The sequence below is a fragment of the Pseudomonas sp. MT3 genome (assembly GCF_054720805.1).
Window position 1 is genome coordinate 19,425 of the sequence record NZ_JBTVPY010000011.1, and the last position, 14,598, is coordinate 34,022.

The following is a 14,598-nucleotide window of genomic DNA, read 5'->3' on the forward strand; positions in this document are numbered from 1 at the left end:
ATCCATGCGATACCTGAACTCAGTCTTGAGTGCCGCTCTTGTAGCCTTGCTGCCGCTGGCCTCTCCACAGGCGGCTCCCCTGAGCTCGGTGCCGGCAGTGCTGGCGAATAATGCCGCCCAGGCAACCATGCTGGATGCCACATGGGCAGACAGGCGCATAGTTGCGGTTGGCGACCACGGCATAGTGCTGTTGTCGGACGATCAAGGGGCAAGCTACCGCCAGGCGAAGTCGGTGCCCGTCTCGGTGCCGCTCACCGGTGTGAGCTTCATCGATGCCAAACAGGGATGGGCCGTTGGGCACTGGGGAGCGATCCTGGCCAGTAACGATGGCGGCGATACCTGGCAGATCCAGCACCTCTCCACCGATCAGGATAGGCCTTTGTTCGCAGTGCATTTCTTCAATGCCCGACAGGGCGTTGCGGTTGGCCTGTGGTCGCTGGTGCTGACCACCGACGATGCTGGCAAAACCTGGACTGAGCAGACGCTGAAGGCTCCTCCAGGGGCCAGTCGTGCCGACCTCAATTTGATGGGGCTTTTTGCCGACAGCCACGGCAGCCTTTATGCCACTGCGGAACGTGGCCAGTTGCTGCGCTCCGATGACCAGGGAAAAAACTGGAGTTACCTGGATACCGGCTACGAAGGCACCCTCTGGTCTGGCGCAGCGTTGCCCGATGGAAGCCTGCTGGTAGGCGGTCAGCGTGGCACGTTGTTGCACGGTTCCGCGGAGGGTAAGGACTTTCGTCGTGTGCCGCTGGAAAGCAAGAGCTCGGTCACATCCGTTGCCGTGTCGGGTTCCCAGGTACTGGCGGTCGGCCTCAATGGGCTGATGGTGCGCAGTAGCGATGGAGGGCAGCGTTTCCAGGAGCAGCACTCGGCTGACGGCGTCTCGCTGACGGCCGCTCTGCTCGACGGCCATGACGCTCCCGTACTGTTTTCACGACGGGGCGTGGTGTTCGCGCAAGTTAAATAATTAGCGGCTTCGATTCGCTATGTATGGTTGTGCTCTCGCCATGTGGGAAGTCTTAGAGTGAGAGTTTGAGGGGCATTATTTATCGGTGGCCCCTCCTTTTTATCTGGCTGGTTTGATCATGCGTGTGCAGCACTAGCGAAGTGGAGTCCTTGCAATGCATATCCACACGGTTTTGCATATGGCGAAATGCCGATTATCGTGATTTTTCCTGCAAGGCTTCTGTTTATTTTATTTTCTCTGCGTGTCACTGCTCTATCTATTTCCTTGTTCCTATCCGCGGAGCAAATCCACGTTTAATCCAATACAGGGTCTACTGCTGCGCAGGAGGATGCTGAATGATGAAAGTCTTAAACCTGGTGTTGCTCTTGATATGGTCGCTGACGGCTTTGGCGCAGGACATCTACACCGATGCAGAGGCGGCGAATAAGGCCAGATCGCTGTTCAAGGATGCATATGCCTTGCATGCCAAGGTCGATGAAGTCTGTGATGATGCTAGTGCCACGGGGCTCCTCTACGAGGCAGCCGAGGATGCCCTGCAAAAGTTGCATGGCTGGCCAGATCAAAAAAGCCAGGCCCTCGCCTCATATGATTCCTGTCGCCAGTCCATGGTAGATGTCCAGAGCTATGCCTACACCTGTGCCCAGGATGGATACAAAGGTAAAGCAGTGACGTACATGCAGCGCCGCTGGGCAGAAGATACCACCAGTTGTGACGAAGCCATTCGTGCTTCAGGCCTCTCGGGGAGTGGTCGCAATTGACCCCAGGCCGGGCATCATTGCCAATAGTTTCTATCCACGCATGGGCCAAAATTCCTGGGTCTAATGCTCTTGTCCGTACTGCACAATTCTCCCTTCTTCACGAAGGTAGAGGATATGCGCCGGCTGGCGATGAGCATCTTTTTGGTGATTGAACTCCCAGGCGCCGCGAATATTTCGGTAATGAGCCGGCCCTCAGCATAAGCGACTGATCAAGAGATTGAAGGGTGCTTGATCCTGAAAAATCCATGATCCCATTGTGAGGAATGGAACGGTTATAAGAGTTTTCTAACCGGCCGGGTAGTGTGCGCCGAGACACATTGTCTCTGTTGTGAAAAATATTCTCGCCTATTGGTCGGGTACCTGCAGAGAGCAAATAGGAAAACGTCGTGACTCTCAGATAAGGCGGCTGATTTTATTGAGGAACAACCATCGCGAAGCTCCTTGAACTCGCAGCAGTGCTCTGTCCGTTGTTCGCCTTGCTGCTTTCTGGTGCGCCTGGCAGCCCGTATCGCTGGAGTTTATGGCGCGTTTTGGACACCTTCCAGGGCTGCCTAGGGCGACATTATTTTATAAGTAATTGATTTTAAATGTAAAAAATATTTTTCTGGCATGGCGCCTGCGTTGCTGATCAAATGACCAACATCGGTCTTGGACGATTGACTTGGCCAGATGACAGCGGGCCGCCAGAAGGGTTTGAGGCTATTGGGTTTTCCACTCGGACGGCGGATGAGAAATTACTGATTAGTTGGTTTTTCGTATGTGCAATCGTCTTCGATTTGTCCAGTGAACTATTTATGCTTTTGACAGAAATTGCATAAATTTTCTCGACTCTGGCACTGATAAGGTAGAGGGAAATATGAGGGTAATAATTTTGGCTTCGCTGGCAATCGCTGTTGCTGGCTGTGGAGTTGAAGGTCAGTCAACTCAAAAGCTAAATACGGACTGGGAGTTTCTCGGTAACTCCAGTGAGATGCAACACTCCTCGGAATTAAAGGTAATTAATAAGGACAATGTTGGGTCCTTGGGGCTGGCCTGGTGGGTGGAGTTACCCGTTAGCGACGGCTTGGTCGGTAACCCTCTGGTCAAGGATGGCATTGTTTTTCAAGGCGCACCTAACGGCCAGATAATTGCCAACGATGTGAAAACCGGCAAGCTGATCTGGAATTTCAAGGATGAGAATGCGCAGCAGGGCTTGTCTTTCGCAGGGTATTGGGGGCGCCGATTCAATCGTGGTGTGGCGTTAAGCGGAAGCAATGTCATTATTGCTTCGGGAGACTGCCGTTTAATCGCTGTCGACCAACATAGCGGAAGGAAAGTATGGGAAGCCAAATCGTGTGATTCGGCCGATATGTACGCTATCACCGCTGCGCCACGCGTGGGTAATGGTCTGGTATTTACAGGTAATGCCTGTCTCGATACAGGAACGACTCGCGGATATGTAGATGCATTTGACGCAAAGAGTGGGGATCATCGTTGGCGCTTCTACACGGTTCCTGACGATCCCTCGAAACCTCAATCAGCGCTGTATGAGAGCGCTGCCAAAACCTGGGGCAAGGATTGGTATTCGAAGTCTCATGGATGCGGAAGCGCTTGGGATGCCATGACCTATGATCCGCAGCTCAATCTGCTCTACATCGGGGTAGGGGGCCCCGCACCGTTCGATCCGTCTCGGCGTGGTGAGAATGCGGGCGATGAGCTTTTTACAAACTCCATCGTGGCATTGGATGCAAGTACTGGCGAATACAAATGGCACTTCAAGCAAACGCCTCAGGATGCTTGGAATTATGATTCTAGCGTCGGCATTATGGTCGCCAACATTACGGTGGGTGGGAAAGCGAAGAGAGCTGTTCTGAGTGTGCCGAAGAGTGGATTCGCATATGCCCTAGATGCGAAAACCGGTAAGTTCATTTCCGGGGGCGCTTATATGCCGATGGAATGGGCCTCTGGGTTGGATGCCAATGGTCGACCTATCATGAGACGGGAAGGGCAGTACTGGTTGAATTCCAGCAAGAGCTATATGCAACTCCCTAATGGCCTCGGCGCGCATGGCTGGGAGGCACTAGCGTTCAATCCGGACGACGAGACTGTATTCATACCGGCGATGTCTCAGCCGACTCTCGTCAAAGATGATCCTGACTCTGCCCTCGGTGGCCAGTCGTTTGAGCCTATCCAGCGTTCCGCCGACGGTAAGTACGAAACTTATGGTGAGACAGTCGCTTGGGATGTGCGCAAGAACGCCGTGAAGTGGCGGTCGCGCTTGCCGATGCCTACTAACGGCGGCTTGCTGCACACTGCCGGCGGCTTGGTTTTCCAAGGCACCGGCGACGGGCATTTCCAGGTGTTGGACGATGCAACGGGCAAAACGTTGTGGAGTCACGAGATTGGCGGTGCGGTGCGAGCAGCCCCGTCGACAGTCATGGTTGATGGCGAGCAATACGTTCTGCTGGCGACGGGGACGGGGACGGCAGCTGCAACTGGTTCTCTGAACTCGGACGCCGCTTCTGCTCTCAAGGCTAGGACCTCGCCGCGTCTACTGGCCTTCAAAGTTGGCGGCACAAAAGAATACCCACCATTTGCGCAAATGCAAAAAGTGCCTGCCCCCCTCACTCCTAGACAGCCTGAAGAAGCTGGAGCGATTGGCAAAGCGCTGTTTGAGGCAAGTGGCTGTATAGAGTGCCATGGTCTCCACGGTAACGCCGCAGGCGGGCGCGTCCCCAATCTTATCTACGCACCGCCTCCAAGTTACGATTTCTTTGAGTCGGTCGTACGTCAAGGAGCATTGTCTAAAAATGGCGGCGGAATGCCTGCTTTTGCAGATTTCACTGATGAGCAGCTAAAAGCCATCTTTGCATATCTGATCAATCAGGCTTGGGACTCTCACGAGGGGAAAGGGCCGGTTGACGGTACCCGCTCAAATATATCTCGGTAGATTATATTCTCGACGGACAGGGATGTTCGTCGTTTCTAGTGGTTGAGGTTTAGCTTGAGTGCCAAGCTATATAGCTAGAATCTACAGGTTTTTCTAGTGGTTCGGTATTGCTGAATAGGTTGGCGGATTTTTATATTTTCTCGTTTATAGCCGCGCTTTTTGTCTACGTTCGGCTCGAGGTGGAAGATGCCCCGGCGGTGTGTGACTGTTATATCGCTTCAGCTTGTGTTTGGAACTATATTCAGTTGTTTTTCCAATGCCGATGATGTTTCGGGAGGTTTATATAACTTTACTCCAGAGGTGGTTTCGGGTGGATTAATACCTGCACCTACTTTTGATATCCCGTCTTCTGTTGATGTTCTGCAGCAACCGCAGCTCGGCGATGGCCAACTCGGCGTCAACGTCTCCGAGATGCTGCAGCGGGTGCCCGGCCTGGTGGTGCAGAACCGCCAGAACTACGCTCAGGACCTGCAGATTTCCTCCCGTGGCTACGGCGCGCGTTCGGCCTTCGGCATTCGCGGGCTGAAGCTGCTCAGCGACGGCATCCCCGCCAGCACGCCGGACGGCCAGGGCCAGGCCGCCACGCTGAACCTGGACGTCGCCGACCGTATCGAAGTGTTGCGCGGCCCGGTGTCGACGCTCTACGGCAGCAACAGCGGCGGGGTGATCCAGATGTTCTCCCGCGACGGCTACGGCCCGCCGAAAGTCGGCGCGGAAACCATCTTCGGCAGCGACGGCTTCAACAAGAACCACCTCTATGCCGAGGGCGGCACCGACCAGGCTGGTTTCCTGCTCGATGCCTCGCGTATGGACACCGACGGCTACCGCGACCATAGCGCCGCGCGCCGCGACCAGACCTTCGCCAAGCTCAACTTCAAGCCCGACGAAGACAGCTGGATGGCGCTGATCTACAGCAGCCTGGAACAGAACAACACGCAGGACCCGCTGGGCCAGACCTGGGACGCCTACCAGCAAGACCCGCGCTCCGTTGCCCCGGCCGCCGAGCTGTACAACACACGCAAGAGCATCGACCACCAGCAACTGGGGATGAACTACGAGCGCTACTTCGGCGACGCGACCCTGCAGTTCAACCTCTACGCCGGCCAGCGCAGCGTGGTGCAGTACCTGTCTATCCCCAGGACGGTGGCTTCCAACTCCCAGCGCGGCGGTGGCGTGGTGGATTTCGACCGCGAGTTCCACGGCGGTACCCTGCGCTGGATCCAGCCGGTGCATGGCGTACCGGGCGAGCTGACCGTCACCACCGGGGTGGACTACGACCGCAGCGAGGATGACCGTAAGGGCTTCCAGAACTTCAGCGGCGACCAGCTGGGCGTGAAGGGCGAGATGCGCCGTAACGAGAACGACATCGCCACCAGCCTCGACCCTTACGTGCAGGCGCGCTGGGAACTGGGCAACTGGACCTTCGACGCCGGCCTGCGGCACAGCACCATGAAGATGGAAGTGGACGACCGCTACCTCGCCAACGGTGACTCCAGCGGCTCGAAGAAGTACCAGCAGAACAACCCGTCGCTTTCGGTGATGTACGCCTTCACCCCCGAGCTGCACGGCTACGTCAGCGCCGGCAAGGGCTTCGAGACCCCGACCCAGGCCGAGATGGCCTACGCGCCGGGCCTGACCGAGAGCTTCAACTTTGGCCTCGACCCGGCCACCAGCACCCAGTACGAGATCGGCCTCAAGGCCAAGGTGGCCGGCAATACGCGGGTCAACGCGGCGATCTTCGAGATACGCACCGACGACGAGATCGTCGTCGCCAGCTCCAGCGGCGGCCGCACCAGTTACCAGAACGCCGGCAAGACCCTGCGCCGCGGCTTCGAACTGGGCGTGCAGAGCGACCTGTCCGAATACTGGCAGGCCAACCTGGCCTACACCCGACTGGACGCCACCTACGACGAGGACTTCGTCGAGAGCGGCGGCACCATCGAGAAGGGCAACCACCTGCCCGGCGTGCCCGGCAGCAGCTTGTTCGGCGAGCTGGTGTGGAAGCCCCAGGATGGCATCAGCATGGGCTTCGAGGGCCAGTACCGCAGCAAGGTCTATGTCGAGGACAGTAACGAGGACAAGCCGGCGCCCAGCTACGCGGTGTTCAACTGGCGCACCCGCTTCGAGCAGCACCTAGGGCCCTGGACCTTCCACCAGTTGGTGCGCCTGGACAACCTGCTGGATCGCCAGTACGTCGGCTCGGTGATAGTCGGCGACAGCAACGGACGTTATTACGAGGCAGCGCCGGGGCGATCGTGGTACGCGGGGGCGGGGTTGGAATACACCTTCTAATCCCAATTATGGTGCGGCCTTGGTCTTATGCGTCTGGAGCACGGTCTCTCTTTTGGTTTGGGCTGAATGAGGTTGCCGTCTTGATGGTCGTGTCTACAAAGCTCTGTAAAACACTTGCGCCGAGCCGGCAATATTCAGACCTGATCCAGGCACGCCGCATGGCGTGCAAGGCGGTCGATATCTATAACCAGGAGCGGCCTCACCTCGCCCTGAAATACAAAACGCCCGACGCGGTGCATCGGGCGTTTTGAGGTCTAGAAACCGCCCTGAGAGGTGTAAACCTATTTCAGGACTGGACACTATAAAGAGATGACAACCGGTGGTTCGGGTGAGCTGCTGGTTATGCCTTGACTAATGCGCGCCTGGGCACACGGACCGACAAAAGTGTGGCGATGGCCGCCATGACGATTGCGGTCAGCAAGGCGGGGGCTGGGGCGTTGTGGACCGCGAGCGAGGCAATGAAGGGCCCCATCGCCTGACCGAACAGTTGTGCCATGGGAATGGCCGTTGCAACCCTTCCGGTTCTGTCCACGTCAATGGCCAGCGTCGACTGGAAGGGTACGATGAAGGTGCAGATTATCTGGTAGGCGCACAGCAGGATGGCGAAGCGGTACAGCTCGCCGGCATGCGTTGCTAACATGGCTGTACCGATAATCATCATCCCCAATGACGCGAAGAAGACGGTGATTCCGGAGCGGAAGCGCTGCACGGTGAGCATGGAAAGACTCGCGCCCATTACGCCGACCAACAGGGTGGCGGATACCAGCGAGCGAATGCCTTGGGCGTCATAACCCAGGGATTCCCCCAGCGGCTCGAGATAAGCCCAGAAGGCGCTGATAGCGGCTATCTGAAGAAATGCTATGGCCAGCGGCCTGAAATGCTGCAGTCGCCAGATGAAGCCACGGTTTCCATTGCCAGTTGGTGACGCCAGTGCTCGGGGGATGAGCAGCGAGAGCAGCATCGAGAGGCCGCAGAGCGCAGCCAGGGTCACGAAGACGCTTTGCGAGCCGTAAACGGGAATGGTGATGATCGATAGGGTGGCCGCTGTGGCGGCTTGTGAAACCAGCTGTAGAAAAATGGAGACTGCGAAGTAGGGTGTTGGATTGCTCGCACGGACAACCACAGCTGTGGCGATCCAGACCAATATGCCTTCCGAGATACCCGTTGCACCACGCAGGGCGATGATCGAGAACTCTGTGGGAGCAGCCAGGCACAACAGATTGGTCAGCAACCCGGCCAGGCTGGCCAGAATGCTGGCTGTGCGCACCCTGTTTAGCTTGACGTACAGGCTGGCGATAAAGATTCCGACGACCAAAGCCAACAGCTCGGTCATGACAAAGAGTCCGACCTTGTCCAGGCTCAGTCTGCTCTCGCTGAGCAGCGTGCCGATGAATACCGGGTAGATACCGCCTATCAATACGCTGGCGCAGGCGATCGCCAGCGCCGCAAGGACGTTCCTCCTGGAGGGAGCCAAGTCTATTGCTGACACTGTCATGACCTCGATGGGTGGAAAGGCAGGACTTGTGGCCCGTGTTGCTGCAGAGCCATCCGTTTTGTTGTTGTTCTGATAACCCCGCCTCCATACGTGAGGCTGACGACCGTGGGTCGCCTGAAATTCCTGCGCTCAATATCAGCGCTTGGCCGTCGATCTCACATCTTCTCTACGTCCGTTATCGGCGGCTGAGTTAATTGTGGTAACGAAAGTTATATGATTTAGGCTAGAGGCGTTTCCAGCAGCCGACAAGCGGCGGGGCAGCCTTATAAATGAGGTGTGTCGGAGTCAATCAGATGCAGTGATTGTTCAGCGATAAACGGCCGGCAGCAGGCTCGTTGGCTTTCGGTGACGACTGCCCAGGGGCATCGGTGTGGAAAGAATTCATCGACGTGTCCCGTCCTGAATAGGGCTTACACATTTGGCCTTATATTCAGGGGAACGCAGATGGCAGAAGGTGTGCGGCGCAGTCAGCGTGACTACACGCAACCGCAAATGGCGAGTGGATTCGGGAAAATTACAAGCTAGGGGCTTGCTCGTCTCGTCTGACGTCGTGTCCGGGATAGCTGGAAGATATCACCCACGATCCACTTGTCTCGCCGATCGTAGCCGTCGCCATAGCGTGGTCCGGCTGATCCCCAGTCGACGCGCCGCTTCGTCCAGGTTGCCCTGACAGCTTTCCAGCGTCTCCTGTATGTGTTGCAGCTGTGCGGTTTTGCCGATGGTGTGCAAGTCCTCCTTAGTGCGCGGTCGTTGCTTCTGAGGGGCTGGCGGGGCCAGGCCTTCCCACAGTTCGGGCAGGACGTAAGCCAGGGACTGCACATCCACACCTTGCTCGTGGAGGATCTCATTGGCTGAAAGCATCGCTCGCTCGATGACGTTCTCCAGTTCCCTGACATTCCCTGGCCAGGCGTGGCGCAAGAGGTACGGTTGCAAGGCCTCGGTTATGGCGGCCGCGCCCGTGGGTTGCCCCTGGGCCAGCAGGCGCTGGCTGATGCCCCGGCAGATCAGGGGGATGTCTTCGGGGCGTTCGCGCAGAGGTGTGGTCTGCAGGCGAAGAATGTTGAGCCGGTAGTACAGGTCGGTACGAAACTCGCCCTCCTTGATGGCGGCGCTGAGGTCCTTGTGCGTGGCGGCGATGATGCGCACATCGATGGCAATCGGCTCGGTGCCTCCCAGGCGCAGGACCTCGCGCTCCTGCAGTACGCGCAGCAGGCGTGTCTGCAGCGGCACGGGCATGTCGCCGATCTCATCGAGAAACAAGGTGCCTCGATGCGCGGCTTCAAACAGGCCAGGCTTGCCACCCTTGCGTGAGCCGCTGAAGGCGCCTTCCTCGTAGCCGAACAGTTCACTTTCCAGCAGGGACTCGGGAAATGCGGCGCAGTTGATGGCGACGAAGGGGTTCTTCCAGCGTGGACTTTCGTTGTGGATGCCTTGGGCCAGAAGCTCCTTGCCGGTACCGCTTTCGCCGGTGATCAGGATGGTCGATTGGCTGGTGGCGAAACGCTTGGCAAGTTGCAGCATTTCGCGGTTGGCCTTGCTGTTGCCATCCAGTTGGTCGAGCCGATAGCGGGCGGCGAACGCGCCGGGACGGCGGGTGGAGCGAATGCGTTGGTCGGCGCGCTGCACGGCCGTGATGTCCTGGCAGGTCAGGACCAGGCCGGTGCGTTCGCCGTTTTCCAGGATGGGCAGCAGGTTGCTGACCACCGCGTGCGAGCCGAGGCGGATTACCCTGTTTTCCTCGCTGGCGCCACTGTGCAACGCCTGCTGCAGGTCCAGCTCCGGACACAATTGCTCCAGCGGTCGCCCCAGGGCGGCACTGATCGGCAGCTCCAGCAATTGGGCGAGGGCCGGATTGAGCGACTGCACCGTGCCCTGGTTGTCGACCGCCGCGACGCCGACGGGGATGTGTTTCAGCACGGCATCCAGATGCCGTCGCTTGGCGATCTCGATGCGTTGGCTGTCGAGAATGCCCATGGCTTCCTCCAGGGCCTTTCGCGCGGTGTCCTCGCTCAGCGAAAGCACGCCATGTAGCCCTGCCTGTTCCGCCAGCTCCACCACCGTCGATGAACCGATAATGCTGCGGCAGCCCAGCCGGGCGGCCTGCTCCACGGCCTGGCGGGCCTCTTCGAGCGTGGTGTAGGCGGCCTGATGAATCTGCGCCGTGAAGAGCGTGGCCATGGCCTGCAGGTCCTGGCTGATGCGCCTGTAACTGATCACGGCCACCTGCGAGGAGATTTCACTGGCCTGCCCCAATGCCCGAAGCAGGTCGCCGCCGCCCACTCGCATCGCCAGGACCGGGCGCGTCAGGTGTTTACGCAGGTAGGCGGCTGTGGCCCCGGCACAGACGAACACATCGACCTTGCCTGTCTGCTCCAGTTCCCGGGCGGTCTGCAACGCTTCGGTCACCGAGGTATCGAGTATCTCGATATGGGTGTCGGGATAGTCCGGTGTGAGCCTGGTCACCACATGGGCGAGTCGGCTGCGTTGCTGGGGACGTTGCAGGTGGCTTATCAGCACGACGACCTGGGAGGAGGGAGGGTTCATGGCTGAGTCTGTTCATTGTTGAAGTGTTTCGATACTGAATTAGTTGGTTGCATATTTGCAATAACAGGTCTGTCGCTCCGCTCCCGGGGAATGCCCAATCCCAGGCTGCATGAGGCCTGCAGCGAACTATTGGGAAATTGGCCCGGGGTTTGCTTCCGGGTTTCTGCCCATTCAGAACCCAGGCAGAGCCCACCGATCCATGAGCAGTTCTCCAACGATTTATCCGGCCAGCGATGCGCTGGAGGCCAGGCCCGACGATCACCGCCTGGCCGACTTCATCCGCGAACAGGCTTCGGCAACTCGGGTGGTCATCCAGGCCCGCAAGCGCCTGAGCGGTGGCGCCATCCAGGAAAACTGGCTGCTGGATCTGCAGATAGAGGGCGGCCCGTGGGCCGGTTCCCGGCGTTGGGTGCTGCGTAGCGATGCCCTCTCCGCGCTTCCCGCCAGCCTCGATCGCGAGCAGGAGTTCGCCGTGTTGCAGGTGGTGCACCAGGCAGGCGTGAAGGTGCCGCGCCCGCTCTGGCTATGCCGCGATGTTCGCGTCCATGACCGGGTGTTCTTCCTGATGGAGTACGTGCCGGGTGTCGCCGCCGGGCGGTTGCTCAGCGCGGGCGCCGGGTCCCAGGGCCAGGCGCGGCTGGCGGCGCAGCTCGGTGCCAACCTGGCGCGTCTGCATCAGGTCTGCCCGCCGTGCGCCACGCTGGATTTCCTGCCCATGCCGGACAGCTCGTCGGCATTGGTGACCATCCAGGCCTACCGCCGCTACCTAGACACCCTCGCCGATGCCTATCCGGTGCTGGAGTGGGGGTTGCGCTGGTGCGAGCTGCAGGTTCCGCCCAGCAGCGGCCTGTGCCTGCTGCATCGCGACTACCGCACGGGCAACTACCTGGCCAGCGAGCAGGGCCTCGAGGCCGTGCTTGATTGGGAATTCACCGGCTGGGGCGACCCCTGCGAGGACCTGGGCTGGTTTACCGCCCCCTGCTGGCGCTTCACCCGGCCCGACCTCGAAGCGGGTGGCATCGGCGTGCTGGAGGATTTCCTGCAGGGCTACCACGAGCTGTCCGCTCTCTCCATCGAGCGCAGCCAACTGCACTACTGGCAGGTCATGGCCACCTTGCGCTGGGCGGTGATCGCCCTGCAGCAAGGTCAGCGCCACCTCTCCGGTGAGGAGCCTTCCCTCGAGCTGGCATTGACTGCACGCCTGTTGCCCGAGCTCGAACTCGACATCCTGAACATGACTGGAGCCGATGCGCCATGACCCAGCCGAATGCCGCTGAACTGCTCGACATTGCTCGCCAGACGCTGCTGGAACAGGTCTTGCCGGCCTCGCCTGGCGAGCTGCGCTATCCGGTGCTGATGATCGCCAACGCCATGGCCATCGCCGCTCGGGAAAGCCGCGCCAAGGCCGTGCTCGAAGACCAGGAGCGGACGCGCCTGGCGGCCCTGGTGGATGGGGCGCCCGCCACCTTGCCCGAGACCCGCCGCCAGTTGGCAGACGCGATCCGCGCCGGTGCACATGATGCCCCGCACGCCCGCCGCAACCTGGTTGGCGCATTGCGCGCAATCACGCTCGCCCAGCTGGCGATCAGCAATCCCAAGGCCGTGCCCTGAGCACGGCTGGCCACTCCCACTCCTCGTTACCGACTCGCCCACAAGGACAACCATGAACTTCTCCCTCCCGGACGAACTCCTGGCGCTGCAGGCCAAGACCCGAGACTTCATTGCGGAACAGGTGATCCCCTTTGAAAACGACCCCCGCCAGGGCGGCCACGGTCCCAGTGACGCCCTGCGCCTGGACCTGCTGGACCGTGCACGCGATGTCGGCCTGCTGACCCCCCATGCCAGCCGCGAGATGGGCGGCCTGGGGCTGAGCCACGTGGCCAAGGCCATCGTTTTCGAAGAGGCCGGCTACTCGCCGCTGGGCCCGGTGGCGTTGAACATCCACGCCCCGGACGAAGGCAACATCCACTTGATGGACGTGGTCGCCACCGAGGCGCAGAAGGACCGCTGGCTGCGGCCTCTGGTCCAGGGGCGTGCCCGCTCGTGCTTCGCCATGACCGAGCCGGCGCCGGGCTCGGGCTCTGATCCGTCGATGCTGCGCACAACCGCCACCCGCGACGGTGACGACTACGTGATCAATGGTCGCAAATGGCTGATCACCGGCGCCGAGGGGGCCGACTTCGCCATCGTCATGGCGTGCATGGAAGATGGCACGGCGACCATGTTCCTCACCGACATGCAGCGTGAGGGCATCGTCCACGAGCGTCAGCTGGATTCATTGGACCGCTGCTTCACCGGCGGTCACGGCCAACTGCGCTTCGACAACCTGCGGGTGCCGGCGAGCGATGTACTGGGTGAGATCGGCAAGGGCTTCCGTTACGCCCAGGTGCGCCTTGCGCCTGCGCGCCTGACCCATTGCATGCGCTGGCTCGGTGCCGCGCGCCGTGCCCACGACATCGCTTGCGACTATGCGCGCACTCGCGACGCCTTCGGCAAGCCGCTGGGCGAGCACCAGGGCGTGGGCTTCATGCTGGCCGACAACCAGATGGACCTGCATGTGGTGCGCCTGGCGGTCTGGCACTGCGCCTGGGTGCTCGACCAGGGCCAGCGGGGCAATGTCGATTCGAGCATGGCCAAGGTGATCAGCTCCGAGGCGCTGTGGCGGGTGGTGGATCGCTGCATGCAGGTGCTGGGCGGGCGCGGGGTGACCGGGGACACGGTGGTGGAGCGCATCTTCCGTGACATCCGCCCGTTCCGCATCTACGACGGTCCGAGCGAAGTGCACCGGATGAGCCTGGCGAAGAAGCTGCTCGGCCAGCGCCCGGGGAGTCACTGATGCAGCCCGACCTGGTTCGACTGTTCTCCCTCGCCGGTCGTCGCGCCCTGGTTACCGGCGCTTCCAGTGGCCTGGGCCGACACTTCGCCATGACCCTGGCCGCCGCGGGCGCCGAGGTGGTGGTGACTGCCCGGCGCCAGGCGCCGCTGCAGGAACTGGTGGAGGCCATCGAGGGGGCGGGAGGACGTGCCCGTGCCTTCGCCCTCGATGTGACCTGCCGCGAGGATATCTGCCGGGTGCTCGATGCCGCGGGCCCGCTGGATGTGCTGGTCAACAACGCCGGGGTGAGCGATAGCCAACCCTTGCTAGCCTGCGACGATGACAGCTGGGATCGCGTGCTCGATACCAACCTCAAGGGCGCCTGGGCCGTGGCCCAGGAAAGCGCCCGGCGCATGGTTGCGGCGGGGAAGGGCGGCAGCCTGATCAACGTCACCTCGATCCTCGCCAGCCGCGTGGCCGGCGCCGTTGGCCCCTATCTCGCGGCTAAGGCCGGCCTGGCTCACCTGACCCGGGCCATGGCCCTGGAGCTGGCGCGCCACGGCATACAGGTGAACGCCCTGGCGCCGGGCTATGTGATGACCGACCTAAACGAGGCGTTCCTGGCCGGCGAAGCGGGGCAGAAGTTGCGTGCGCGTATTCCCAGCCGGCGTTTCAACCAGCCGGCGGACCTCGACGGTGCCTTGCTGCTGCTCGCCAGCGACGCCGGACGGGGCATGAGCGGTAGCGAGATCGTGGTCGATGGCGGCCATCAGTGCAGCAGCCTGTAGGCGCCGC

At 60.4% G+C, this 14,598-nt stretch carries 11 protein-coding genes; 9 read left to right on the forward strand and 2 right to left on the reverse strand.

Features of this window, described 5'->3' with window-relative positions; genetic code table 11:
* The first annotated feature begins 4 nt into the window (after positions 1-4).
* From ACYCAX_RS13005 to ACYCAX_RS13025, 5 genes are all read left to right on the forward strand, one after another.
* The gene (locus ACYCAX_RS13005) at positions 5-970 is read left to right on the forward strand and encodes a WD40/YVTN/BNR-like repeat-containing protein (RefSeq protein WP_460248186.1); all 966 of its coding nucleotides are present in this window, start codon (positions 5-7) and stop codon (positions 968-970) included.
* Between the two features lie 335 nt (positions 971-1,305).
* Positions 1,306-1,728, forward strand: a complete 423-nt coding sequence (locus tag ACYCAX_RS13010; RefSeq protein ID WP_460248187.1) for a hypothetical protein — start codon at positions 1,306-1,308, stop codon at positions 1,726-1,728.
* 871 nt (positions 1,729-2,599) lie between these two features.
* Positions 2,600-4,657: an outer membrane protein assembly factor BamB family protein gene (locus ACYCAX_RS13015; RefSeq protein ID WP_460248188.1), complete on the forward strand. Its 2,058-nt coding sequence runs from the start codon at positions 2,600-2,602 to the stop codon at positions 4,655-4,657.
* 237 nt (positions 4,658-4,894) lie between these two features.
* On the forward strand, positions 4,895-6,949 hold the full coding sequence (locus ACYCAX_RS13020) for a TonB-dependent receptor family protein (RefSeq protein ID WP_460248248.1): 2,055 nt from the start codon (positions 4,895-4,897) through the stop codon (positions 6,947-6,949).
* An 8-nt stretch (positions 6,950-6,957) separates the two neighbouring features.
* Entirely contained in the window at positions 6,958-7,200 is a 243-nt protein-coding gene (locus tag ACYCAX_RS13025; protein ID WP_460248189.1) for an integrase core domain-containing protein, read from the forward strand.
* Positions 7,201-7,289: 89 nt separating this feature from the next.
* Here the strand turns inward: ACYCAX_RS13025 and ACYCAX_RS13030 are convergent, their stop codons facing one another.
* Positions 7,290-8,438 (reverse strand): MFS transporter, encoded by a 1,149-nt coding sequence (locus ACYCAX_RS13030; RefSeq protein WP_460248190.1) that lies wholly within the window; start codon positions 8,436-8,438, stop codon positions 7,290-7,292.
* A gap of 579 nt (positions 8,439-9,017) precedes the next feature.
* Positions 9,018-10,988: a propionate catabolism operon regulatory protein PrpR gene (prpR, locus tag ACYCAX_RS13035; RefSeq protein WP_460248191.1), complete on the reverse strand. Its 1,971-nt coding sequence runs from the start codon at positions 10,986-10,988 to the stop codon at positions 9,018-9,020.
* Positions 10,989-11,187: 199 nt separating this feature from the next.
* Between prpR and ACYCAX_RS13040 the strand changes: the two genes are divergently transcribed.
* Genes ACYCAX_RS13040 through ACYCAX_RS13055 form a run of 4 tightly spaced genes read left to right on the forward strand, consistent with a single transcriptional unit; the run spans position 11,188 to position 14,591 of the window.
* Positions 11,188-12,246, forward strand: a complete 1,059-nt coding sequence (locus tag ACYCAX_RS13040) for a phosphotransferase family protein (RefSeq protein WP_460248192.1) — start codon at positions 11,188-11,190, stop codon at positions 12,244-12,246.
* Complete coding sequence (locus tag ACYCAX_RS13045) at positions 12,243-12,599, forward strand: DUF6285 domain-containing protein (RefSeq protein ID WP_081519970.1); 357 nt, start codon at positions 12,243-12,245, stop codon at positions 12,597-12,599. Before ACYCAX_RS13040 ends, ACYCAX_RS13045 begins: the two co-directional genes overlap by 4 nt.
* Before the next feature lie 52 nt (positions 12,600-12,651).
* Positions 12,652-13,824 carry an acyl-CoA dehydrogenase family protein gene (locus ACYCAX_RS13050; RefSeq protein WP_460248193.1) on the forward strand — a complete coding sequence of 391 codons (1,173 nt, stop codon included), beginning with the start codon at positions 12,652-12,654 and terminating at the stop codon, positions 13,822-13,824.
* Positions 13,824-14,591, forward strand: coding sequence for an SDR family NAD(P)-dependent oxidoreductase (locus ACYCAX_RS13055; RefSeq protein WP_460248194.1), 768 nt, complete (start codon positions 13,824-13,826; stop codon positions 14,589-14,591). The genes ACYCAX_RS13050 and ACYCAX_RS13055 overlap by 1 nt, the downstream gene beginning before the upstream one ends.
* Positions 14,592-14,598 lie beyond the last annotated feature (7 nt).